The sequence below is a fragment of the Mucilaginibacter sabulilitoris genome (genome assembly GCF_034262375.1).
Taxonomy (GTDB): Bacteria; Bacteroidota; Bacteroidia; order Sphingobacteriales; family Sphingobacteriaceae; genus Mucilaginibacter; species Mucilaginibacter sabulilitoris.
The window spans coordinates 6793416-6818645 of sequence record NZ_CP139558.1; the positions used below are offsets into that span (position 1 = coordinate 6793416).

Genomic DNA, 25230 nt, shown 5'->3' on the forward strand with positions numbered 1-25230 from the left:
AAAATCGGTGTAATCATTAAATAATCAGAGCAATCAAAAAAAACAAAGAATGTCAAGAGATCTAAGATATACAAGAAACATTGGTATTGCCGCGCACATTGATGCCGGTAAAACCACCACAACCGAACGTATCCTTTATTACGCTGGTGTTAGCCACAAAATTGGTGAGGTACACGAAGGTGCTGCAACAATGGACTGGATGGCACAGGAGCAGGAACGTGGTATTACTATCACTTCTGCGGCTACAACCGTAAACTGGAAATACAGAGGCCACAACTATCACATGAACATTATTGATACGCCAGGACACGTGGATTTTACCGTTGAGGTAAACCGCTCACTGCGTGTATTGGATGGTTTGGTGTTCCTTTTCAGCGCGGTTGATGGTGTTGAACCACAATCTGAAACCAACTGGAGGCTTGCCAACAACTATAACGTTGCCCGTATAGGTTTCGTTAATAAAATGGACCGTTCTGGTGCCGACTTTTTAAATGTTGTAAAACAGGTAAAAAGCATGTTAGGCAGCAATGCAGTTCCGTTGCAATTACCTATTGGTGCTGAAGAGCACTTTAAAGGTGTTGTTGACTTAATTAACTGGAGAGGTATTGTTTGGAATGAGCACGATAAAGGTATGACCTTTACTGAAGTGCCTATCCCTGAGGATATGATCGAGGAAGCAACCGAGTGGAGAGAAAAATTACTGGAATCAGTAGCTGAGTATGACGAAAGCCTGATGGAAAAATTCTTTGACGCTCCTGAAACAATTACTGAGCGCGAAGTATTGGACGCTTTACGTAAAGCTGTTTTAGATGCTAAGATTGTTCCTATGGTTTGCGGTTCATCTTTCAAAAACAAAGGTGTACAAACCATGCTTGACTACGTGATGGAATTATTGCCTTCACCAATGGACGTTGAAGGTATCATCGGTACTAACCCTGATACTGGCGAAGAAATCCTGCGTAAACCAGATGTTAAAGAACCATTTGCAGCTTTAGCGTTTAAAATCGCGACTGACCCATTTGTAGGTCGTTTGTGCTTTATCCGTGTCTATTCCGGTAACCTGGAAGCTGGTTCATATGTACACAACATGCGTTCTGACAACAAAGAGCGTATCAGCCGTATATTCCAAATGCACGCTAACAAGCAAAACCCTATCCCTAACGTAGGTGCAGGTGATATTGCTGCAGTAGTAGGCTTTAAGGATATTAAAACAGGTGATACCCTTTGCGACGAGAAACACCCGATCATTCTGGAGTCAATGAACTTCCCTGAGCCGGTTATCGGTTTAGCTATTGAGCCTAAAACTCAGGCCGACGTAGATAAATTAGGTATGGCTTTAGGTAAACTGGCTGAAGAAGATCCAACCTTCCGTGTAAACTCTGATGAAGAAACCGGCCAAACTGTAATTTCAGGTATGGGCGAGCTTCACCTGGATATCATCATGGACCGCTTAAAACGTGAGTTTAAAGTTGAGGTTAACCAGGGTGCTCCGCAAGTAGCTTACAAAGAATCTATCACAGGTACTGTACAACACCGCGAAACATACAAGAAACAAACCGGTGGTCGTGGTAAATTTGCCGATATACAAGTTATATTGTCACCAAATGACGAAGGTAAAGAAGGCTTACAGTTTGTGAACGAAATTAGCGGTGGTGCAATCCCTCGCGAGTTTATCCCATCTGTACAAAAAGGCTTTGAAGCTTCAATGGTAAACGGTGTATTGGCCGGCTATCCATTAACCAGCTTAAAAGTACGTTTAATTGATGGTTCGTTCCACGCGGTCGATTCAGACGCGCTATCTTTCGAGTTAGCTGCTAAGATGGCTTACCGTGAAGCGTTGCCAAAATGTAAACCGGTATTGCTTGAGCCGATCATGAAAATCGAGATTCTTACCCCTGAAGAAAATATGGGTGATGTTATCGGTGACATGAACCGTCGTCGTGGCCAGCTGTTAGGTATGGATTCACGTGCAGGTGCACAGGTTATTAAAGCTACTGTACCACTTTCTGAAATGTTTGGTTATGTAACGCAGTTACGTACCATCACATCAGGCCGTGCTACTTCAACCATGGAGTTTGATCACTATGCTGAAGCACCACGTAACGTACAGGACGAAGTAGTAGCCAAAGCAAAAGGCAAAAAAGCTGCTGCTAACGCGTAAATAAATCTTTGATTACACCGATATTTTTGTGATTTCACAGATTATCGGTGTAATTAATAAATAATCAACAGAATCACACCTAATAAATAGCTCTTAGGTTGATTAATTAAAAATCAGTGAAATCGCCTATAAATCGGTGAAATCACAAAAGTAAAATAACATGAGCCAAAGAATCAGGATCAAATTAAAATCTTACGATTACAACCTGGTAGACAAATCTGCCGAGAAGATCGTAAAAACAGTAAAGCCAACAGGCGCTGTAGTTAGCGGACCACTTCCGTTACCAACCGAGAAAAAAATCTTCACCGTATTACGTTCACCACACGTAAACAAAAAAGCACGTGAGCAATTCCAACTTTGCTCATACAAGCGCTTATTAGACATTTACAGCTCTAATTCAAAAACTGTAGATGCCCTGATGAAGCTTGAATTGCCAAGCGGTGTTGAAGTGGAAATCAAAGTTTGATAGACGCCCGGCCCACTGAAAGGTGTGGGACAACATAAAAAAACACCATCCACTTTCGGATGGTGTTTTTTTGTTTAACAAAGCGGGCTTGCGCGATTCCCTCCCTTGGGAGGGTGTAGGGAGGGGTTTCATCAGCCAGTGTTGTTTATCTTCGCCAATGTTGGTGTTGTCACCAACATTATACTTCATTGTTAAAGTTGTTGGTGACAACACCAACAACGGCAAAAAGATTATATTTAGGTATGCGAAATGGCGTATTCATATTATTTGTCCTACTATTGGGTTTGGGCTGTTCCCAAAAGCATAGAATTCATAAAACAGTCCAAGCCATAGTTAAATGTAAAAGCAACTGGCAATACTTTAATTTAGCCCGTCCAATTAAAGGAATAGTATTATTGCATACCAAAGGATATTGCGGATATGCTCACGTACATGCCAACACCATTATTATTACCAATAATGCCGACACTATACGTGTGGATGGACCGTGCTACACAACAAATACCAATACCTCAGATTCTGTACTCGTTAAACCTTATAAAACTGATCTTAAGGATGCAACAATAGGCGATCTCAAATATGATTGTACTATCAGGAAAACCTGTTATGGTATAATCACAAAAATCAAATAGCTCGCCAATGTTGGTGTTCTCACTAACATTATATTTCATAATTAAAGTTGTTGATGATAACACGACAACGGCGAAAGGGATCAGGATGAGGCCGGAGCTCAGGCTGACAGTCCACCACGGGAATGTCGTAATCGCACCTGTTCGGTGAAGTTCGCGACTCGCCAATGTTTGTGTTGTCACCAACGTTATACTTCATCGTTACAGTTGCCATAATCACTTGTGTGCTCAAATCTACAAAATACAAACAATTGATTATCAAGCGTTCACTAATGTTCATGGCGTCGTGAACATGAACATAACTTCTTAATGAGTTAAATTTCACTTCGAAGGGGCGTCAAATAGCTCGGCCAGTTTGCTGTTCAGCCCCTCTCCCCTCAGATCCTTAGCAACTATTTTCCCTGCGGGGTCAACCAGGAAATTAAAAGGCACACTGCGTACGCCATACTGCAGCGCTGCCATATTATCCCAGCCCTTAAGGTCAGATACCTGTGTCCAGGTTAGTTTATCATCGGCAATAGCTTTCGTCCATGCGTCCTTTTTGCCCTGATAATCAAGCGATACACCCAATACATTAAAACCCTTTTCTTTATACTTGTTGTAGGCGGCAACCAAATTGGGGTTTTCCTCGCGGCAGGGACCGCACCAGCTTGCCCAAAAATCAACCAATACATATTTGCCTTTAAAGTCCGATAATTTCACGGCTTTGCCATCGGGAGTATTTTGTGTAAAATCAATGGCAAAATCGCCAATCTTGTTTTTTGAAGATGAAGCCAGCAAAACAGGGATACTTTTCCCAATCTCCGTATTTTTCAATTGAGCCGAAAGATTATGATACGCCTCAGTTGCCGCTTCGGTGGTTTTGGCACCTGCTGCTCCCTGTTTTATAGTCAAAAGGCTCAGGTACGAATTTGGGTGTGTCTTAGCAAATTCCACTCCTACTACATTCAAATCCTCCATGTATTGCTTTTCCTTCATTATCATGGCCTGAACAGTTTGGCCGTCGCCTTTTTGAGCATCTGTTAACCCTGCATATTCTTTATCCAGTGCAACCAATTTATCTTCAACGGGCTTACGCAAAGCCATCCATTCGGAATTATCTTTATTAATAGGCGAACCAATAATCGTAATATGCTTAAGGGAATCTGCAGCTTCAAGGTTTATTTTACCGGCCTCCACATAAAACCGAAAGATGTCCAGTATCTCACCCTTAACGGCTTTATTTACCATTGGATTTTTGTTCAGATACAAGGATGCCTGAGCGGGATGAGTTAAAGCCCCCGTAAAATGAAAGCTACCGTTCTGCACACTGGCAGAGTCGCTCAGAATTTGATTATCCGGCTGGTAAAACAGGTAAACCTTATCTCCGCTCTTTAAACCTTTTACCTTACCATTGATATTAAAAGTTTGCTGCGCCATTACTGACATGGGCAGAAAGCAGATGAGGAGGCAAAGATTTTTCATCAGTATTTTTTTTAGTAAATATACTTTTTCCGCTTTAGTACAAAATTAAAAAGTAACATTGGCCGGCGGACCAATGTTACTTTTTAATATCAGATAACCAACATATCTGTTTACACAAGCATATTGGTTAATAGATTCTGGCTCAGAATGACCAAAGGAGGTATAAAAGCCCCCCTTTAGGGGACTGGGGGATTACATTTGCTGTGGCACGGCACTCATATCCATGTAAGCAAATTCCCACAGGTGGCCGTCAAGATCCTGGAAACCGTGCCCATACATCCAGCCGTAGTCCTGTTTCTCGTTTGGCACAGTGGCACCCGCGGCTACAGCCTTACGCACCATCTCATCAACCGCTTCCCGGCTATCTAATGAGATACAATTGATGGTTTCGGCTACCTGGGTAGCATCAGCGATCCCTTTTTTAATGAACGATTGAAAGAAAGGCTCGGTTAGCAGCATAAAAAATATGGTATCGCTGATAACCAATGATGCGCCCTGCTCATTGGTGAACTGCGGGTTAAAACTATAACCCAGACTGGTAAAAAATTCAATTGATTTGTTAAGGTCCTTAACCGGTAAGTTTACAAAAATTTGAGTTGCCATAATGTTTTTCGTTTTAATTTGTAATACAAACTTACAGGCATTTATAAAAACTCAGGAGCTGTAAAAGCGACAAATTAGAGGCAAATCAAGACAGTCGCTTATAAGCTACAAACCTATTTCTTTTTTGATCTTACCCGGCAACTTTTGGGCTATAAGGTTATATGATTGTTTAATATAAAACTCCCACTCCTGCCTGTTCAAGCAACCGATATCGGCAATATGAACCCATTTATACCTACCTATATAAGCTTGTGGCGAAAAGCACTCCTTTTGCAAGGTCTCCTCAAAATCCTCTTCCGGAACTTTTACCGAGGCGGTTGGTGGTACGCTGTCGGGCCCGGTAAACAGGAAGGTTTTGCCTCCCACATTAAAGCACAAATGATCACCAAGCTTAAGATCCTCGGTTACGCCAGGCAGCTGCATACAAATGGACTGTAAGTCTTCAATGGTCATAATTGTCACCCTTTATCTTTCTTATAAAGGCATATTGCCATGTTTTTTCCTCGGGTTATTCACCACCTTATTTTCGAGCATTTTAAAGGCCTGTATTAGCTTTATGCGTGTTTCGGCAGGTTCTATCACTTCATCAATAAAACCACGTTCAGCGGCCCGGTAAGGGTTAGCAAATGTATCAGAATACAGTTGTTCCATTTCCTTCCATTTAGCCTCCTTGTTCTCTGCGGTGCTTATCTCCCGTTTAAAAATAATTTCGGCCGCACCTTTGGCACCCATTACGGCAATCTCTGCGGTTGGCCATGCAAAATTCATATCAGCGCCGATGTGTTTAGAGTTCATCACATCGTAGGCCCCGCCGTAAGCCTTACGGGTAATTACCGTAATGCGGGGCACTGTGGCTTCACAAAAGGCATAAAGCAATTTGGCACCGTTGGTTATAATGGCGTTCCATTCCTGGTCGGTACCGGGTAAAAATCCGGGTACATCCTCAAACACCAGCAATGGTATATTAAAGCTGTCGCAAAAGCGCACAAAACGAGCCGCTTTGGTTGATGAATGAATGTCCAGTACCCCGGCCAAAAAGGCAGGCTGGTTGGCAACAATACCTATACTGCGCCCGGCAAGCCTGGCAAAGCCTACTACAATGTTCTCTGCAAAATCTTTATGAACTTCCAGGAAGGAACCTGCGTCAATAACATGGTCAATAATTTCGCGGATGTCATAGGGGGTTGAAGCATTTTCGGGCAACAGGGTATTTAACTCCGTTCTGAGTTCGTTTTGTATATCGTATGGTAAAGCCGGCGCCCGGTCTTCACAATTTTGCGGCATATAGCTTAGTAATGCTTTGATATTCTGTATTGCTGCTATTTCATTGGCACAGGCAAAATGGGTAACGCCAGATTTGGTAGCATGTGTTGTGGCACCGCCAAGTTCTTCGGAAGTTACTACCTCATGGGTTACTGTTTTTACCACGTTTGGGCCGGTTACAAACATATAGGAGGTATTCTCCACCATTAAAATAAAGTCGGTTATAGCCGGCGAGTAAACCGCACCGCCCGCGCAGGGGCCCATAATGGCCGATATTTGAGGTACCACTCCCGACGCCATGGTATTGCGGTAAAAGATATCGGCATAACCGCCTAACGATACAACCCCCTCCTGTATACGCGCACCGCCCGAGTCATTAAGGCCCACCACCGGCGCTCCATTCTTGATGGCAAGATCCATGATCTTGCAGATCTTTTCGGCATGGGTTTCAGACAGTGACCCTCCAAAAACGGTAAAGTCTTGCGAAAAAACATAAACCAACCGGCCATTTATGGTACCATAACCCGTAATTACGCCATCGCCCGGATATTTTTCCTTCTCCATTCCAAAGTCGGTTGAACGGTGAGCCACCAGCATCCCGATCTCCTGGAACGAACCTTCATCCATTAAAAAATGGAGACGCTCCCGCGCGGTAAGTTTTCCCTTTTTATGCTGACTTTCAATACGTAACGCGCCGCCGCCTTCAAACGCCTTTTGGCGCTTCTCCCTTAGTAATTCGAGCTTTTTATTCACAATTCAGGTTGTTTGTAATTGGTTAAAAATAGTAATTAAATTGTAAGATTAGCTTAAAACAATATTAGGATGCATTTTAAAATGTATTATTTATATATTTGTAATAATGAAGATCAGGAATTTTAAAATACTGATAGTGGCAATGTTTATGGGCGTCTTTCTTGTAAAGATGGCTATATCACTTGCGCCGGTATTTTTATATCTTGATAATAAAACCGTAAGCGCGGTTATACTTCAGCTTGAACAGGAGTCAAAAACAGAAAAAGACAATCCGGATAAGGATACTTTCAAGGAGAAAAAAGTCTTTGATGCCTATGATCTGCACAGTGTCGATTTTCTGACATTTATTGTAGAAACCAATGTGCTGCATAATAAAGAACACAACCTTTATAAACAGGTATATCATCCTGTAGTCCCAACGCCACCGCCCAACGTTTAAATGATTAACCGGATACTTCCCTATCCGGATGTTATCGCTTTACAATTCATTTAAATTTTCATTCAAATTATCGATCTTATGCAAATTAAGCAAGGTGGTATTGCTGTGGGCAATCTCAACCTGAAAAAATATTTTTTAACTAAAAACTTAAAAAAAGACCTTCCTTCAAGTATTGTTGTATTCCTGGTAGCATTGCCTTTATGCTTGGGCATAGCGCTGGCCTCGGGCGCCCCGTTATTTGCAGGGGTATTAACAGGAATAATTGGCGGTATTGTGGTAGGTTCCTTGAGTGGTTCACAGCTTAGCGTGGCCGGGCCCGCAGCCGGCTTAACCGTTATTGTGTTAAACGCCATAACCAGTCTGGGATCATACGAAACGTTTTTGCTCGCGATTTTACTGGCCGGTATTTTTCAGGTGTTGCTTGGCATATTAAAAGCAGGTACCATAGCTAACTATTTTCCATCGGCAGTTATTGAAGGTATGCTTGCAGCTATCGGTATTATACTCATCATGAAACAATTTCCGCATTCTGTTGGCTATGATGCTAATTTTGAAGGCGATGAGCGCTTTAGCCAAGCTGACGAGCACAATACTTTTTCGGGCATATTTCAGGCTCTTGGCAAAATCAATTACGGTGCTGTTATTATAGCCATTGTTTCTTTACTGTTGCTCATATACTGGCCCAGGTTTAAAAAACTGGCTATTGTACCTGCTCCATTATTAGTTGTTTTGGCTGGGGTTGGTTTAAGCTTTTTATTTACCGGCACCAGTCTCGGCTTACAGGATAAGCAATTTGTACACATTCCGATTGTAAACAGCAGCAGTGAATTTTTCGCGCTGTTTAAATCGGCCGATTTTGGTGCTATAGGTAATAAACAGGTTTGGATAACCGCCATTACCATTGCGATAGTGGCCAGCTTAGAAACCTTGCTTAGTTTAGAGGCTGTTGATAAGATCGACCCAATAAAACGCATATCGCCTACCAACCGCGAACTGGTAGCGCAGGGGATTGGCAATATTACCAGTGGCTTATTAGGCGGCCTGCCCATGACGGCTGTAATTGTACGTTCATCGGCCAATGTTAATGCAGGTGCACGTACCAAAATGAGCGCCATAACACATGGCTGCTTATTGCTGGTTGCATTACTGCTTATTCCGGTATTAATAAACCTGATCCCCTTATCATGTTTGGCAGCTATACTGCTCATGACAGGGTATAAGCTATGCCGTATCAGTTTATTTAAACACATGTGGACGCTTGGTTTAAACCAGTTTATTCCGTTTGTGGTAACTATTGTAGCTGTGGTACTAACTGATTTGCTGATAGGTGTTGGCATAGGTATGATGGTAGGCGTGTTTTACATACTGCGCACCAATTTACGCAACCCATATTTTTATCAGATAGTTAAAAATGGCGATAAAAAAGTGATCAGGATTAGGCTTGCCGAAGAGGTTTCCTTTTTAAATAAAGCCGCTATACAAATCACGTTGACCAGTTTGCCTAAGGGTGCCGACGTGATCATCGATGGCTCCAACTCCAGGTATATTGACCCTGATGTGATAGAGATCATCCAGAACTATAAGCACAATGCCTACACTAAAGGCATTATTGTGCAATTACATGAAGTAAAGGATAAGTACGACGTACCTCCTTTAAAAGAATTAATGTATAACCCTAACTAAGAAAAAGAACATGACACTCATAGATGATAAAAAAAACGGCAAACCCGTTATTGATACCAATAATTTAAAACTGGCTCAATCTGATAGCTATAACGCGTTATTACACGGCAACAGCCAATGGGTTGAACTTAAATTAAAAGAAGATTCGGACTACTTTAAGAAACTCGCCAAAGGCCAGAGCCCCCAGGTATTATGGATAGGCTGCTCAGACAGCCGTGTACCTGCCAATGAAGTAACCGGTACCAAACCGGGCGAAGTATTTGTACACCGCAACATTGCTAATGTAATTGTGCACTCAGACATGAACATGCTGAGCGTGCTTGATTACGCGGTCAACGTACTTAAAGTAAAACACGTTATTGTAGCCGGCCATTATGGCTGTGGTGGTGTTGCCGCCGCACTGAGCAACAAACAATTTGGCATTATTGATAACTGGCTGCGTCATATCAAGGATGTTTACCGCCTGCACAGTTATGAACTTGACCGCATAACCGACGAAACACAAAAACAAAATCGTTTGGTTGAGCTCAATGTAAGCGAGCAGGTATACAACCTGTGCAAAACTTCTATTATTCAAAATGCCTGGATGGAGCGTCATGATCTGGAAGTACATGGCTGGGTGATTGACCTCGGTACCGGCCTGATCAAGGATTTGAAGGTGAGCAGCAGCAGTCCGCATAATTTAGGTTATGTATATGAGCTGGATAGCGCTAATGCTGTAGCCCAGCATTAACAGCAATATCATATTTAAGGTCTCCCGGTGCTTAGGCACAGAGAGGTTTATGTTTGGTTTGCCCCGACTTGCGAAAGTGAGCGGGGCTTTTTTATTATACGTCAATTTGCAACCCTCGTAATTTTTATCTTATTTTTATCGTGCTGCAAAAAGCAAGGATATTTTATGCTGAGGAAATCGAAAGAAGCACGTACCCTGAAGGAAAACTTATTGCTGGCATCATCAACCGCTTTTGTTTCGGGCATAACCAATGTGGTTGGCATGATCGCTTTTCTTGCTTTCACTTCCAACATTACGGGTCATGTGGCCAACCTGGCTAAACATGTAGTTGAACAAAACTGGAACGAGATAGTAGTATTTGTTATATGGCTGCTCATGTTTTTTGCCGGGGCTTTTATATCAAACTTTATTATTAAATCACTGGAACATAAAAGCCGTTACCGGGCACATTCTATCCCCATTATTATCGAAATATTGCTGCTTTTGTTTGTGGCTATTTATGGACATAATTTCTATCAGGAAACCCAAACGGAACGCGAGGTAGTAATTGGGGTGATCATTTTTTCAATGGGGCTGCAGAATAGCCTGGTATCAATCATATCGGGTGGGTTAATCAAATCAACCCACTTAACGGGTTTGTTTACTGACCTCGGCGGCGACGTATCTGAATGGCTGCACCCCAAAGTAAGTAAAACCGAAACCATTAAAAATAAGATATACGTACGCCTTACCGTGCTTTCTTTTTATTTTTTGGGTGGCATTATGGGCGGCTACTTTTTTAATCTGTATAATTTTGCCATTTTTTATTTTATACCGTTAATTTTGCTTACCATTTTATATTACGATCTTTCGCCTGTTGCCCTGCATAGAATAAGCCGGATATTTTGGGCGGGCAAAAGCAGATCTGTTTAAAGTATTTAACAGCTTTTAAAAATATACCTATGTGTGCTAAAAAAGACATTCACGACACCAGCCATATCACCTACGAGGGTTTGCTGGATGGCAACAAACAATTTATTGAAAACGCCCTAAACAGCGATCCTGAGTTTTTCACTAAACTGGCCAACGGTCAAAGTCCGCCCATATTATGGATTGGCTGTGCCGACAGCCGTGTGCCGGCCAACCAGATCACCAACACCGCACCGGGCGAAATATTTGTACACCGCAACATTGCCAACATGGTTATCCACTCGGATATGAATATGCTTTCGGTATTGGATTACGCCGTAAATGTGTTAAAAGTTAAACATGTAATTGTAACCGGACATTATGGTTGTGGCGGCGTAATGGCAGCTATGAGCAATCAGCAGTATGGGCTTATTGATAACTGGTTGCGCCATATCAAGGACGTTTACCGTCTGCATGCCGAGGAATTGGATGCCATTAAAGATCCGCAAAAACGCACCGACCGTCTGGTTGAATATAATGTGATTGAAAACGTTTACAATCTTTGCAAAACCTCCATAGTTCAAAACGCCTGGACAAACGGACAGGAATTGGGGGTACATGGCTGGGTTTACAGCCTGAGCACGGGCTTAATAAGCGACATGAAAGTAAGCACCCATAACAATGAGAATATGGATAACGTGTTTAAGTTTAAATAAAGCCCCCCGACCCCCTAAAGGGGGAGGGTAAAAGCAAAGTTCCTTTTTTTCCTTAAAATACTTTAAACTAAAAGAGCGATGAATATTACCTATTCATCGCTCTTTTTTATCGAAAGATTTTTACCCTCCCCCTTTAGGGGGTCAGGGGCTTATACTTCTTTACTCAAAAACGGATACCTGTAATCCTTCGGCGGATCAAAGGTTTCTTTAATGGTACGCGGCGATACCCAACGCAGCAGGTTGATCATTGAACCGGCCTTGTCATTGGTACCCGATCCCCTGGCACCACCAAATGGCTGCTGACCAACTACCGCGCCGGTTGGTTTATCATTAATATAAAAGTTTCCGGCCGCATTGCGTAAACGGTGAGTTGCCTCAGCAATAGCATATCGGTCCTGTGAGATAATAGAGCCTGTAAGCGCGTAGATAGATGTTTTATCTACTATATCAATTACCTCATCAAATTTGGCATCCTCGTATACATAAATAGTCAATACCGGGCCAAAAAGCTCCTCGCACATGGTTACATAGTACGGATCATCTACTTTTAATACCGTAGGCTCTACAAACCAGCCCTGGGTTTTATCATAGTGGCCACCGGCTACAACTTCAACACCTTCATCGCCTTTGGCTGCATCAATGTATTTGGCCAGTTTATCAAAGGATACCTCGGTAATCACAGCATTGATAAAATTTTCAAAATTCTCCACCGGACCCATTTTAAACGAAGCGATATCGCGCTGCATGTTTGCTTTTACAGCAGGCCATAAAGAGGCAGGTATATAAGCTCTTGAAGCAGCAGAACATTTTTGTCCCTGATATTCAAAAGCGCCGCGAACAAGGGCTGTGCTCACTACATCGGCATCAGCGCTTGGGTGCGCAAGTACAAAGTCTTTACCCCCGGTTTCCCCGACAATGCGCGGATAAGTTTTATATTTATGGATATTGGTGCCAATAGTTTGCCAGATGTTCTGGAACACTTTGGTAGAGCCTGTAAAATGAATCCCTGCAAAATCAGGGTGATTAAATATTACCTCACCTGCTATAGGGCCGTCAACATAAATCAGGTTAATAACACCATCAGGTACGCCGGCTTCTTTAAACACCTGCATCAGTACATTTGCAGCATAAATTTGCGGATAGGCAGGTTTCCAAACCACCACATTACCCATCATGGCGGCGGACGTTGGCAGGTTGCCCGCTATAGCAGTAAAGTTAAATGGCGTAAGCGCGAAAATAAACCCTTCCAACGGGCGCTGTTCTACACGGTTCCATACACCTTTACCCGATATTGGGGGTTGCTGCTGGTAAATTTCGGTCATGTACTGCACATTGAAGCGCAAAAAGTCTATCAGCTCACATGCCGAATCTATCTCGGCCTGATACGCGTTTTTTGACTGACCGAGCATGGTTGCCGCATTCACTTTGGCTCGATATGGGCCGGCAAGCAGATCAGCAGCCTTTAAAAATATAGCAGCACGCTGTTCCCAGGGTAAATTTTCCCAGTTGGCCTTAGCAGCCAGCGCTGCGTCAATAGCAGCCGTAACATGGCTTGCATCACCTTCAGAAAACGTAGCCAGTAAATGTTTATGATCATGAGGCGGACGAATTTCGAGCTTGTTGCCGGTACGTACTTCTTTGTCGCCAATGTACATAGGTATGTCCAGTTGTTGCGCACGGGCCTGCTCTAAAGCGGCCTTAAGTGCTGCACGTTCCGCGCTGCGCGGGCCATAGTTTAAAACAGGCTCGTTTTGCGGTACCGGAACATTAAAAAATCCTTTAAGCATAGATGGTAATTTATGTTGCCGCAAAGATACGTTTTTTGCAGGGACGGGTAAATTAAGGGAATGTCAAAATGTAAGGTGGAAAATTTGAGTATCAATAGCTGAATTTGCATATCGCAGAGCGCTCAATTGCCGCTGGGGCTGTTACTTTGTCTTGATACAAAAGTAACCAAAAGATCAAGACAAAAAAAGCTTCCGCCCACAAGCAAAACACCCTGGCCCGCTTTTTGTCAGGCCTTTACCCGCTTTTTGATTTGCTATCGTTTTTCTAAAGATAATGCTCGGTGCAGCTCGCTTCGGGTGAAATCAGGCAGAACGATGGTGGCCCGAGGGTGGTAAAAGGCATAGCAAGTTTTTGCTGAAGCGTTGGTTGTGTGGGAACGAAGTGGGGCAAAATAATTGCAGCCTGTGGTTCTGGCGGATTTGCAGGGCAAAGGCCATGTGCGGCAAAGAAGCCTAAAAGAAAAAAGCATTTTTGTTACTTTTGTTGCGACAAAAGTAAAAGACCTCAGCGGCCATCGCTGTAATTATCCTATGATCGATATTGAACAAATACGCCCTGAACTTACCTGGCGACTACGGCAAAAGGTTTTGTACCCAGAACAAAAGTTGTACGAAATGGAAATGGACGAAGATAATGACGGTCTGCATTTTGCCGCTTTTAAAGATAACTTCATCGTTGCCGTAATATCTTTATTTGCTAAAGGCGATGATTATCAGTTCCGCAAGTTTGCGGTGGATGAAAGCTTGCAGGGCATGGGGATAGGTACGCAGGTTTTGGATCACGTTACCGCTTTTGCAAAAACAAACGGCGCTAAACGGTTATGGTGTAACGCGAGGTTGTCGGCTATTGAATTTTATCTTAAAGCTGGTTTCACACACACCGGCAATTTTTTCACCCGGCACGGGTTCTATTACGAAATTCTCGAAAAAGACCTTACTCTTTAATCAGCGCGGCAATAATTATAGTAGCGTAATCATTCTGCTGTTTTTGGTTTGATAGTTTAGCCAGGGCCAGGGCCTCATCAATATCTCCCTGAGCTTCGTAAACCACGGCCATATTGTAGGCAGCCCGACTGGCCAGCTTAGGATCAGGCCCGTCAATCAACGGGTTTAATATTTTATATGCCAGATCAAACCTGCCTGTCAAAATCTGCTTCACCCCTGCCGAAAGCTGTTCACCCTGGCTATAAAGCGGTCTTTGATTAGTTATGGTATAGGGCAAATAATCTTTTAGGGCATCCAGAGCGGCGTAGCGGGCAACAGCATTGATCGAATATCCAAATCGCCCATCCTGGGGTTCTTCAGCTGTGCCTTTCAGCTTTTTAAAATAAACGCCGTTGCTCTCATACAAAGTGAAATTCACCATTGCTTTAGTACTGTAATAGGCTACTTGCGCATTTCCATCATATTGTACATTGTCGAGTACGAGGCCTGCATTAAAATCATTGATAGTTAAAACATAATTTGCTTTATAGGTAGCAGCAAGTTGCTTAACAGAATCGGGATTGGTATTAAAGGGTATAGAATCTATCAGGCTGGTAACCTTAACACCGGGCAATAGCTTTAATTCTTTTTCGGCTCCGGCTACTGCAGTATACGCGGCGGCTTTAAGCGCCACAAGCTTCCTTTTGTTGATTTTCGTTGAATCGAAAGCTATTTTATTAACCAGCAAAATGTGGGCGGTATCCTGGTTAAACACCAGTTTAGGAGCATAATCAACAGGTACGGTTGCATATTGAATAACAGTACAGGAAGTTAAACAGGCAACAAATAATATACAAATAAGCTTAAACAGTTTCACAGTGGTGGAGTAAATTATGGATAAGTGTAAAATTACAAAACAACAATGAAATTGAAATGAATATTAATGTGTCATTAATGTAAAACTTACAGTTAATCACAACTAATTAATCAAGTGCCCCAAATTTTACATATTTCAAAAAAAAACGCTATTGCTGTAACATTAGTATTAAATTAATAATAAAAACGCAGTTTTGTTTCAAATATGACAGCTTATTTTAGGGGTTTACCATCAACTTTATTATATTTGCTTATTGCATATATAAATAGTTTACTAAATAAACATGGCTAAAAAAAAATCTGACGCCTCACCGCATATTTCTGTTGTAAACAAAAAATCACTTTCTTTTTTTGAAAAATATATCAATAACCCCTCACCTACCGGTTTTGAATGGAAAGGTCAGGAGTTATGGCTTGATTATATAAAGCCTTACATCGACGATCATTATGTAGATAATTACGGTACAGCGGTTGGTATTATTAACCCAAAGGCCGATTACAAGGTGGTTATTGAGGCGCATGCTGACGAAATATCATGGTTTGTGAATTATATTACTAATGATGGTTTAATATACGTAATACGCAACGGCGGATCAGATCACCAGATAGCCCCTTCAAAACGGGTAAACATACACACCGATAAAGGCGTTGTAAAAGCTGTTTTTGGCTGGCCTGCTATCCATACCCGTTTAGGCGGCGAAAAGGAAGAGGCACCTACCTTAAAAAACATTTTCCTGGATTGCGGCTGCACCTCAAAAGATGAGGTTGAGCAATTAGGCATTCATGTAGGTTGTGTAATTACTTATGAAGATGAATTCATGATTCTTAACAATCGTTATTATGTTGGCCGTGCGCTTGATAACCGCGCAGGTGGTTTCATGATAGCCGAGGTTGCCCGCTTACTTAAAGAAAACAAAGTAAAGTTACCTTTTGGCCTGTACATAGTTAACGCGGTACAGGAAGAGATAGGTTTGCGTGGCGCCGAAATGATAGCCCACAAAATAAAACCAAACGTAGCTATAGTAACAGATGTTACTCATGATACACAAACCCCAATGATCAACAAAATTACCCAGGGCGATCTGGCCTGTGGTAAGGGTCCGGTAGTATCTTATGCGCCGGCCGTTCAAAATAACCTGAATAAATTACTTATCGATGCCGCGCAAAAGGCAAACATTCCTTTTCAACGCCAGGCATCGTCACGATCAACAGGCACCGATACCGATGCCTTCGCCTACTCCAATGATGGTGTACCATCAGCGCTTATATCATTACCATTGCGGTACATGCACACTACCGTAGAGATGATACATAAAGAAGATGTTGATAATGTAATACGCCTTATTTATGAGTCCTTATTAAACATCAAGGCAGGACAGGATTTCAGGTATATCAAATAATCAGGCGTTTTCGGCTAAAACAATTTTGGCTTCAGATCATTCCTATAGAAAATTTATGTAAAAGCATATAGTTATTATCAAGTACCCCCAACATATATCTATGAAACCAACACTTCTTATTTTGGCCGCCGGAATGGCCAGCCGTTATGGCAGCATGAAACAGGTTGATGGCTTTGGCCCCAACGGAGAAACTATTATCGATTATTCTATTTACGACGCTATAAAAGCCGGCTTTGGCAAAGTAAGCTTTATTATCCGCGAAGAATTTGCTGATAGCTTTAAAGCTATTTTTGAACCCAAGCTTAAGGGCCGAATCGAAACAGACTACATCTTTCAAAGTTTTGATCTTAAACCTTTTGGTATTGATAAAACCATAGAACGCGCCAAACCCTGGGGAACTGCTCATGCGGTACTTGCCGCCCGCAACCAGGTAAATGAGCCTTTTTGCGTTATCAACGCTGATGACTTTTATGGATACGATTCATTTGAGAAAATGGCTAAGTTTTTAACTACCGAAGTTGCTGACGATACATACTCGCTGATAGGTTACCAGATTGACAGGACCTTGTCTGACTATGGTTCTGTATCGCGCGGTGTTTGTAAGGTTGATGATAATGGCAACATGGTTGAAATTAACGAGCGTACTGAGGTTTACTTTAAGGAAGACGGTAGCGTAGCTTATAAAGACGCTACAGGCGAACATCCTTTACCAAATGATACCCGTGTATCTATGAATTTCTGGGGCTTTACACCGGCTATATTTAAACAAAGCTTGCCGATGTTCCAGCAGTTTGTTGAGGCTAATGAAAGCAACCCGAAATCGGAGTTCTTTATTCCGCTGGCTGCGGATGAATTGATCAAATCTGGCGAGGCTGCGTTTAAGGTTATTCCTACCGGTTCAAAATGGTTTGGTGTAACTTATAAAGAAGACAAACCTATTGTACAAAAAAGCATATCAGATCTGGTAGCCAATGGCACCTATCCTGAAAAACTTTGGGACTAACAATAACCTATATAAAACAAGAAGAAGCCGTCTCATAAGTCAATTATGAGGCGGTTTTTTTATTTAGAGCGATTTAGATAAGCTATTAGGGAAGGCGGACTGTGTTGGTTTGTTCTGTTTTTTGGATTGGTTCAGCTGTCTTTGGGGAGATAAAAGCCTTTTTCTCAGGCTTTCCATTTTCTGAGGTTATGAGCGATGGATAATAACCCTATTTCTACCTCTGTTTTGGACATTCCTTTCAACAGGAATCGTCTGAAACCATGATTGTGCTTCAGTTGTGCGAATACCGGCTCCACATCGGCGGGTCTTCGTTTTCGGTATTTGATGCCCTGTTCTGTATTCAATCTTTCCGTCGCTGCCTGTTTATGTTTTCTCAGACTGTGGTTGATCTCGACGATCCGGTTGCCGGGGTTTTGGTGGCATACGCCCCGCATCGGACAGCCTTCACAGTTCTGCGCCTGATAGCGGCTGATCAACTGCAGAAAACCTGAAGAAGTTATCCGCTGACCGTCGCCAACATGGTGCATGCGCTGGCCCATCGGGCAGGTGAGATAATTCTCCGCTTCGTTATAATGCAGACTATCGTTACTGAATGCTTTGATACCTTCTTTTTGTTCCTTGTCGAACGTATTGTATTTGATATAAGCTTCAATACCTTTTTGCTGCAGCACACCATAGTTCTCGTCCGAGCCGTAACCTGCATCGGCAACTATCGCTTTGGGCAGTTCTTTATAAAGGGATTCGTACTGTTCGATATGTGATGGTAGCGTTTGGTAATCGGTCGGGGTCTGGTGCAGCGTGTAATTGAGAATGAACTGCTCTTGGGTGGAGATCTGTAGGTTATAAGCAGGCTTGAGTTGCCCATTCAGCATATGATCTTCTTTCATCCGCATGAACGTGGCATCCGGGTCCGTCTTTGACATACTGTTACGCCCAGCCAATAACTTTTCCTGTTCATCATATTTGGCCAGGTTCTCCGGCCAATGCTTTTTTGCATAGTTCAGCTTTTGTTTTACTTTCCCCGCCACGTCTTCCTTATCCTCCAATGCCGCGTTGATCTTTGAGATCGTTTCTTTCACTTTCTCAGGGTTGATCTCGCTGTATTCCAGCGGTGCGGTGTCTTTGAGTTCTTCAGCAGCAATACTTTGCGCATAGCCCCATAACTCATCAAGCTGGGCTTTCATCTTCTCTTTACTGTTCTTTATGCTTTTACCCCATACAAAAGTGTACTTGTTCGCCACCGATTCGATCTTGGTGCCATCAGTGAAAATGGCCTCCTTCAATGATACAATTCCTTCCTGTTGTAATAAAAGAACGATCTGTGAGAATATCTGCTTTAGTACCCCTGATAGCTTTTCACTGCGAAAACGGTTGATGGTATTGTGGTCGGGCTTTTTCATGCCCAATAACCACATGAAGTGAACGTTCTGGGCCGCCTGCTCCTCCAGTTTACGTGAGGAATAGGTATTGGTCAGATAACCATAAACCAGCAGTTTCAGCATCAGCCGGGGATGAAAACTCGACGCGCCGCCGCCTTTGTACTTCCGGTTGAGTGGCTTGACATCGACCGCGTCAACCACCTGTTTAACTATCCGTACCGGATGACCTGCCGGTACCAATTCTTCCAGTTTATACGGTAAAAACGTTAACTGGTCCGGATCATATTCCTTAAAGACTACCTTGCCTCCCATGCCTTTAAGATACACAAAAAACCGCCCCATATTTGACTTATGAGACGGCTTCTTCTTGTTTTATATAGTACGTTAATCAATTAGTCAATAAAGAAAAATGCTTTTTGATCATATTCCTTATACACATGTACCTTCTTTTTAACAATCTCGTTGTTTGCGGTAACTTCAATTGTATAGTCACCATTATCAAGGTTGGTAAAAACATACCCTTTTGCTGCATTGGCTTTATTAGGTAAAAAATCCTTTATCAGGATATTTCTTTCATTATCGTAAATCATCACATAAGGGTTACATTTTTCTGTTTTTACAACGTTTATATAAACGCCACGGTCCTTAAGCATTGATGATAGCATTATACTGTTTTTAGCGCTTACTGTATCGTTTTTAATTTTGGCAGGTGTTGTGGCGAAAGCGCTCAGGCTTAGTAAGAGAAATAATGCCGAAAGTTTAATTGAGTTTTTCATGATATTTAATTAAAAAATGCTGCTGAATTAGTTTTTTTTTATTCAAAGCAATAGCATTTTTAAATGCAAAAAAAATCAATTATACCACCCATCTATAATCATAGACAAAGCTGGTTTACTAATCGTCAAACCTCAAAAACAGCTAATAATCAGTAATTTAAGGCATTAATAGTTCAATCAGGGCTGTTTGTGGGGTAATTTAGGCTATTCGTCGAATATGAAGGCAAATTTGAGTGGCAGCATCGCGCAATTAGAGGAATAGAGACACACCCAAAATTGTTAGAAAATTAAGATGCCATTGGGTGTAAAAAAGCCTCTTCTACGCCATGATTTCAGCTCATAAAAAAGCCCGGTACAGAAAATCCTGACCGGGCTTTTTATTATTAAAATAACACTTATTATTTTGTATCGTCTTTTACTTCTTCAAAGTCAACATCGGTTACCGTGTCGCCTTGATCCTGCGGACCTGCACCTGGGGCACCTTCTGCACCTGGCTGACCTCCCGCTTCGGCAGAGGCTTTATACATCTCTTCAGATGCGGTAGCCCATGCGGCATTCAGTTCAGTTTGAGCAGTTTCAATGTCGGCTAAGTTTTTAGATGCATAAGCATCTTTCAACTTTTTCAGACCATCTTCGATGGGTCCTTTTTTATCGGCCGAAATTTTGTCACCGTATTCTTTCAGTTGTTTTTCTGTCGAAAAGATCAGGGCATCGGCAGCGTTCAGTTTTTCAACTTCTTCTTTTGCCTTTTGATCCGCGTCAGCATTTGCTTCAGCCTCGTCCTTCATCTTTTTGATCTCGGCATCAGTTAAGCCAGATGAAGCCTCGATACGGATTTTTTGCTCTTTACCGGTTGCTTTATCTTTTGCAGATACATGTAATATACCGTTGGCATCAATATCAAAAGTTACTTCAATTTGAGGCACACCGCGAGGTGCTGGTGGTATACCATCCAAATGGAAACGGCCTATAGTACGGTTACCCGCAGCCATTGGGCGCTCACCTTGTAGTATGTGGATCTCAACTGATGGCTGGCTATCGCTGGCGGTTGAGAACGTTTCTGATTTTTTGGTTGGGATAGTTGTGTTTGACTCAATTAATTTAGTCATTACACCACCCATAGTTTCAATACCTAGTGAAAGCGGGGTAACATCTAACAACAACACATCTTTAACCTCACCGGTTAATACGCCACCTTGAATAGCAGCACCAATTGCTACAACCTCATCTGGGTTAACACCTTTTGAAGGTGCTTTGCCAAAGAATTTTTGTACAGCTTCCTGTATAGCAGGAATACGTGTTGAACCACCTACCAGGATCACTTCGTCGATATCTGAAGTACTGTAACCGGCATTTTTTAAAGCTGTCTTACAAGGCTCAATAGTACGTTTGATTAAGCTATCAGCAAGTTGCTCAAATTTAGCACGTGTTAAAGTTTTAACTAAGTGCTTTGGCATACCATCGGCAGCTGTGATATATGGTAAATTAACTTCTGTTTGAGCTGAGCTTGATAATTCAATTTTAGCTTTTTCAGCAGATTCTTTTAAGCGTTGTAAAGCCATTGGATCTTTACGCAGATCAATACCTTCGTCACTTTTAAATTCATCAGCCAACCAGTCAATAATTACCTGGTCAAAGTCATCACCACCTAAGTGAGTATCACCATCGGTTGATTTCACTTCAAATACGCCATCACCTAATTCAAGGATTGATACGTCATGTGTACCACCACCGCAGTCAAACACGGCAATTTTCATATCCTTGTGCGCTTTGTCAAAGCCATAAGCTAAGGCAGCAGCAGTCGGTTCGTTAATGATACGGCGTACTTTTAAACCAGCAATTTCACCGGCTTCTTTTGTAGCCTGACGTTGTGCATCATTAAAATAAGCTGGTACGGTAATAACCGCTTCAGTAACTTCGGTACCTAAAAAGTCTTCAGCTGTTTTCTTCATTTTCTGAAGTATCATTGCTGAAATTTCTTGCGGAGTGTATTTACGGTCGCCAATTTCAACACGCGGGGTGTTATTGTCGCCTTTTACTACCTTGTAAGGTACGCGGGCAGCTTCACTGGTAACTTCGTTAAACTGGTTACCCATAAAGCGTTTGATAGAAGAAATAGTTTTTGTAGGATTAGTGATAGCCTGACGTTTAGCCGGATCACCAACTTTACGCTCGCCGTTATCAATAAACGCTACAACGGATGGCGTAGTACGTTTGCCCTCGCTGTTGGCTATAACTACAGGCTCATTACCTTCCATTACAGCTACGCAGGAGTTTGTTGTTCCTAAGTCGATTCCAATTATTTTAGACATATGATTGTGTTTTCTTGATTTAATATGTTTACTAACAACAGCTATTTATCAACGTTTGTGCCAATATGCATTTGGCAGGATTATAGTCAGGATGTCAAATATTGCGTCAGAAAAAACAATCGTATTGGTGACAGGTTGGCAGAATTTGACCTAATGCCAAGGGGTGTAGCTATTGGAGATGGTAAGGAGATATTACCTGCCAATGATTTGAAACAGTATAAAATAACTGCTGCTATGCAAAGCATCATTATTGCCCTAAAACAGGCTTACAAATGATGCGTAAGCCTGTTTCATATTTTATGCAATCTATTTAGAAGCCTCCATAAGAGGGCTTTGATCGTAATAAGAAATTTCGACCATTATTTTCCCGTCCTTATTGAACTCATCAAACTGAACCAGGTGAAATGTAGCCGTCTTTTTTGTTTTCTTATTAACTGCGGTCACCTTCCACCATGATTGTACGGTAAACGGATCTTTATCATATTCTAATGCATCGGGGTAACCAACTTTAACTACTTTTATTTGTTCCCATTTATCGGCAATGTCTGCCCAACCTTTTTTCTGATCAGCAAGGGAGATCTTTGTAGGGCTTGATGGATCATAAAATTTAGCTGTGTCAGCATAAAGTTTATATAACCCCTCCCAGTCCTGCTTTATAAATAGATCAGTTGAGTTGTTAACGATAGTAATGTAAGGGTGTTCTTTGTAAATAGTGCCATTCTTTAAAACATTTTGAGCTAATGTGGTACCGGCAAACAATGTAAATACCAGGATTAAAAGATTTTTCATGTTTTCTAAAATTTTAGGGGTTAAGATTAGATACATATTTCTATTAAATTTAATCAATATCTCAGAATTACATCTTTACAATTTACTGGCTATAAGACCATTACAATACACAATATCATTTCCTTTTATGTAAAACCCATAACAAAAACAGGAATAAGCTGCGAAATAGTTAATCTTTAAATTTAACAACACACCCTTGCCCGGTAACAAAACCAAGATTACCTTAAGTTGTAAAGTTTGGCAGATGATCTACAGCATGGTAGATAAAAAAGTACGGTCACAAAAAAAACGCGCTGATCAAATGACCAGGGCGTTTCTTTATAAAGCAGAGAATAGTTTAAATTATTCTCCTTTTTCTGCGTTCTCTTCGTTTTCCGGAGTTGCAGGAGCTTCTGCAGCTGGAGTTTCGGTGGCTTCGGCAACTGGTGCTTCGGCTTTAACTTCTTCAACAACTTCTGCTTCTTCAGCAGGTGCAGCAACTTCTTTAGCGGCAGCTGGCGCAGCAGCCTTAGCTTTTGATGAACCACCACGACGACGAGTTGATTTTTTAGCTGCAGCTGCAGTATCAGCACCGTAAACAGTGTTGTAATCAACTAATTCAATGATTGCCATCTCAGCGTTATCGCCTAAACGGTTTTCTAACTTAACAATACGGGTGTAACCACCTGGACGGTTAGCTATTTTCTCGGCAATTTCGCGGAACAGGATAGTAGTAGCATCCTTGTCTTGCAGGTAGCTAAATACTGTACGACGAGAGTGCGTAGTATCGTTTTTTGATTTTGTTAATAAAGGCTCAACATAACCGCGTAAAACTTTTGCTTTTGCTAATGTTGTAGTGATACGCTTGTGTAAAATAAGCGAAGTTGCCATGTTAGCCAGCATCGCTTTGCGGTGGCTGGTAGTACGGCCTAAGTGATTGTTTTTGTTTCCGTGTCTCATTGTTATTAAATTATTTCACGTGCATACCGTCCGGCGATTAACTCAAGCCTTCGGAATTATGCTTTCGCTCATTATTAGTTGTGAGTTTTAAGTGATAAGTAGTGAGTTTAAACTCTAAAAACTAACTACCTTTATTAATTGGATTAAGTTCAGAGGTTGAGAAAAACTCAACACTCAGAACTCAAAACTTTTTAAATTATTCTTCGTCTAACTTAAATTTAGACAGATTCATACCAAAAGATAAACCTTTTGATTTAACCAGGTCCTGGATTTCAGTTAATGACTTTTTACCAAAGTTTCTGAACTTCAGCATATCGGCAACATCGTACGATACTAAATCGGCCAGGCTGCGAATATCAGCAGCTTTAAGGCAATTCAATGCACGTACAGAAAGGTCAAGATCAACCAGTTCAGTTTTCAGGATCTTGCGCATGTGCAGGATTTCCTCGTCAACCTCTTTGGTTTCTTCTTTAGCTTGTGCTTCAAGCATCATGTTCTCATCGCTGAACAGCATAAAGTGCTGAATAAGTATCTTAGCAGCTTCTTTTAATGCGTCTTCAGGGTGAATTGAGCCATCGGTAGCAATATCCAGAACTAATTTTTCATAGTCGGTTTTTTGCTCAACACGATAGTTTTCAATGGTATATTTTACGTTTTTTATAGGCGTAAAGATGGAATCAATGGCAATTACACCAACGTTCGCATCCGGGTTTTTATTTTCCTCGCTCGGAACATAACCACGGCCTTTGCCAACAGTAAGCTCTATTTCAAGCGTTACTGATGAATCCATGTTACAGATAACCAGATCAGGGTTTAAAACAGTAAAGTTATTAGAGAATTTAGTAATATCTCCAGCTTTAAAAGCGTCCTGGCCATTTATTATAACAAATATCTTTTCGTTATCGCCAGACTCACCTGTTTTTTTGAAACGAACTTGTTTAAGGTTCAAAATGATCTCGGTAACATCTTCAACAACTCCTTTTATGGTTGAAAACTCATGCGTAACTCCTGAAAAACGTACAGAAGTAATGGCATAACCTTCGAGTGATGAAAGTAAGATACGACGCAGAGCATTACCAATGGTTACACCGAAGCCTGGTTCTAACGGACGAAACTCAAACGTACCATCAAAATCGTTTGCTTTCTGCATGATAACCTTGTCTGGTTTTTGAAATGCTAAAATTGCCATTTATATCCTTTGTTTATTGTTTACTAATTGAATTGATTTAAACCACGAAAATGATTGA

General features: G+C 41.7%; 24 protein-coding genes. 12 read left to right on the forward strand and 12 right to left on the reverse strand.

Features of this window, described 5'->3' with window-relative positions:
* Positions 1-49: 49 nt before the first annotated feature.
* The 3 genes from fusA to SNE25_RS28625 all read left to right on the forward strand — a co-directional run bounded on the left by fusA (position 50) and on the right by SNE25_RS28625 (position 3259).
* Positions 50-2161: an elongation factor G gene (gene fusA, locus SNE25_RS28615; RefSeq protein WP_321562436.1), complete on the forward strand. Its 2112-nt coding sequence runs from the start codon at positions 50-52 to the stop codon at positions 2159-2161.
* Positions 2162-2321: 160 nt separating this feature from the next.
* Entirely contained in the window at positions 2322-2627 is a 306-nt protein-coding gene (rpsJ, locus tag SNE25_RS28620) for a 30S ribosomal protein S10 (RefSeq protein WP_022830652.1), read from the forward strand.
* A gap of 395 nt (positions 2628-3022) precedes the next feature.
* On the forward strand, positions 3023-3259 hold the full coding sequence (locus SNE25_RS28625) for a hypothetical protein (RefSeq protein ID WP_321562437.1): 237 nt from the start codon (positions 3023-3025) through the stop codon (positions 3257-3259).
* Between the two features lie 318 nt (positions 3260-3577).
* Here the strand turns inward: SNE25_RS28625 and SNE25_RS28630 are convergent, their stop codons facing one another.
* From SNE25_RS28630 to SNE25_RS28645, 4 genes are all read right to left on the reverse strand, one after another.
* A complete protein-coding gene (locus SNE25_RS28630) occupies positions 3578-4720 on the reverse strand; it encodes a TlpA disulfide reductase family protein (RefSeq protein ID WP_321562438.1) in 1143 nt (380 codons plus the stop codon).
* A gap of 192 nt (positions 4721-4912) precedes the next feature.
* Positions 4913-5323: a VOC family protein gene (locus SNE25_RS28635; protein ID WP_321562439.1), complete on the reverse strand. Its 411-nt coding sequence runs from the start codon at positions 5321-5323 to the stop codon at positions 4913-4915.
* A gap of 105 nt (positions 5324-5428) precedes the next feature.
* The gene (locus tag SNE25_RS28640) at positions 5429-5776 is read right to left on the reverse strand and encodes an MmcQ/YjbR family DNA-binding protein (protein WP_321562440.1); all 348 of its coding nucleotides are present in this window, start codon (positions 5774-5776) and stop codon (positions 5429-5431) included.
* A gap of 21 nt (positions 5777-5797) precedes the next feature.
* Entirely contained in the window at positions 5798-7339 is a 1542-nt protein-coding gene (locus tag SNE25_RS28645; protein ID WP_321562441.1) for an acyl-CoA carboxylase subunit beta, read from the reverse strand.
* A gap of 106 nt (positions 7340-7445) precedes the next feature.
* Between SNE25_RS28645 and SNE25_RS28650 the strand changes: the two genes are divergently transcribed.
* The 5 genes from SNE25_RS28650 to can all read left to right on the forward strand — a co-directional run bounded on the left by SNE25_RS28650 (position 7446) and on the right by can (position 11798).
* Positions 7446-7778: a hypothetical protein gene (locus SNE25_RS28650; RefSeq protein ID WP_321562442.1), complete on the forward strand. Its 333-nt coding sequence runs from the start codon at positions 7446-7448 to the stop codon at positions 7776-7778.
* Positions 7779-7856: 78 nt separating this feature from the next.
* On the forward strand, positions 7857-9461 hold the full coding sequence (locus SNE25_RS28655) for a SulP family inorganic anion transporter (protein WP_321562443.1): 1605 nt from the start codon (positions 7857-7859) through the stop codon (positions 9459-9461).
* A gap of 10 nt (positions 9462-9471) precedes the next feature.
* Complete coding sequence (locus SNE25_RS28660; protein WP_321562444.1) at positions 9472-10194, forward strand: carbonic anhydrase; 723 nt, start codon at positions 9472-9474, stop codon at positions 10192-10194.
* A gap of 165 nt (positions 10195-10359) precedes the next feature.
* Complete coding sequence (locus SNE25_RS28665; protein ID WP_321562445.1) at positions 10360-11106, forward strand: YoaK family protein; 747 nt, start codon at positions 10360-10362, stop codon at positions 11104-11106.
* A 29-nt stretch (positions 11107-11135) separates the two neighbouring features.
* On the forward strand, positions 11136-11798 hold the full coding sequence (can, locus tag SNE25_RS28670; RefSeq protein ID WP_321562446.1) for a carbonate dehydratase: 663 nt from the start codon (positions 11136-11138) through the stop codon (positions 11796-11798).
* Between the two features lie 149 nt (positions 11799-11947).
* Here can and pruA read toward each other — a convergent pair whose 3' ends face one another.
* Positions 11948-13585, reverse strand: coding sequence for an L-glutamate gamma-semialdehyde dehydrogenase (pruA, locus tag SNE25_RS28675; RefSeq protein ID WP_321562447.1), 1638 nt, complete (start codon positions 13583-13585; stop codon positions 11948-11950).
* Between the two features lie 531 nt (positions 13586-14116).
* On the opposite strand from pruA, the gene SNE25_RS28680 reads away from it, so the two are divergent.
* Positions 14117-14530, forward strand: coding sequence for a GNAT family N-acetyltransferase (locus SNE25_RS28680; protein ID WP_321562448.1), 414 nt, complete (start codon positions 14117-14119; stop codon positions 14528-14530).
* On the opposite strand, the gene SNE25_RS28685 is transcribed toward SNE25_RS28680, so the two are convergent.
* Positions 14520-15386: a DUF6340 family protein gene (locus SNE25_RS28685; RefSeq protein WP_321562449.1), complete on the reverse strand. Its 867-nt coding sequence runs from the start codon at positions 15384-15386 to the stop codon at positions 14520-14522. The two genes, SNE25_RS28680 and SNE25_RS28685, sit on opposite strands and share 11 nt — an antisense overlap.
* Positions 15387-15669: 283 nt before the next feature.
* On the opposite strand from SNE25_RS28685, the gene SNE25_RS28690 reads away from it, so the two are divergent.
* Positions 15670-16785, forward strand: a complete 1116-nt coding sequence (locus SNE25_RS28690; protein WP_321562450.1) for a M42 family metallopeptidase — start codon at positions 15670-15672, stop codon at positions 16783-16785.
* Between the two features lie 100 nt (positions 16786-16885).
* Positions 16886-17788: a nucleotidyltransferase family protein gene (locus SNE25_RS28695; protein WP_321562451.1), complete on the forward strand. Its 903-nt coding sequence runs from the start codon at positions 16886-16888 to the stop codon at positions 17786-17788.
* A gap of 164 nt (positions 17789-17952) precedes the next feature.
* Here SNE25_RS28695 and SNE25_RS28700 read toward each other — a convergent pair whose 3' ends face one another.
* The 3 genes from SNE25_RS28700 to dnaK form a co-directional block, all read right to left on the reverse strand.
* Positions 17953-19479 carry an IS1182 family transposase gene (locus tag SNE25_RS28700; RefSeq protein ID WP_321566262.1) on the reverse strand — a complete coding sequence of 509 codons (1527 nt, stop codon included), beginning with the start codon at positions 19477-19479 and terminating at the stop codon, positions 17953-17955.
* An 80-nt stretch (positions 19480-19559) separates the two neighbouring features.
* Positions 19560-19943, reverse strand: coding sequence for a hypothetical protein (locus SNE25_RS28705; RefSeq protein ID WP_321562452.1), 384 nt, complete (start codon positions 19941-19943; stop codon positions 19560-19562).
* A 398-nt stretch (positions 19944-20341) separates the two neighbouring features.
* Complete coding sequence (gene dnaK, locus SNE25_RS28710; protein ID WP_321566263.1) at positions 20342-22279, reverse strand: molecular chaperone DnaK; 1938 nt, start codon at positions 22277-22279, stop codon at positions 20342-20344.
* On the opposite strand from dnaK, the gene SNE25_RS28715 reads away from it, so the two are divergent.
* Positions 22280-22531, forward strand: coding sequence for a hypothetical protein (locus tag SNE25_RS28715; protein WP_321562453.1), 252 nt, complete (start codon positions 22280-22282; stop codon positions 22529-22531).
* 30 nt (positions 22532-22561) lie between these two features.
* On the opposite strand, the gene SNE25_RS28720 is transcribed toward SNE25_RS28715, so the two are convergent.
* From SNE25_RS28720 to SNE25_RS28730, 3 genes are all read right to left on the reverse strand, one after another.
* Complete coding sequence (locus SNE25_RS28720) at positions 22562-23044, reverse strand: nuclear transport factor 2 family protein (RefSeq protein ID WP_321562454.1); 483 nt, start codon at positions 23042-23044, stop codon at positions 22562-22564.
* 342 nt (positions 23045-23386) lie between these two features.
* Positions 23387-23983 carry a 50S ribosomal protein L17 gene (gene rplQ, locus SNE25_RS28725; protein ID WP_321562455.1) on the reverse strand — a complete coding sequence of 199 codons (597 nt, stop codon included), beginning with the start codon at positions 23981-23983 and terminating at the stop codon, positions 23387-23389.
* 196 nt (positions 23984-24179) lie between these two features.
* Positions 24180-25172 (reverse strand): DNA-directed RNA polymerase subunit alpha, encoded by a 993-nt coding sequence (locus tag SNE25_RS28730; RefSeq protein ID WP_321562456.1) that lies wholly within the window; start codon positions 25170-25172, stop codon positions 24180-24182.
* Positions 25173-25230 lie beyond the last annotated feature (58 nt).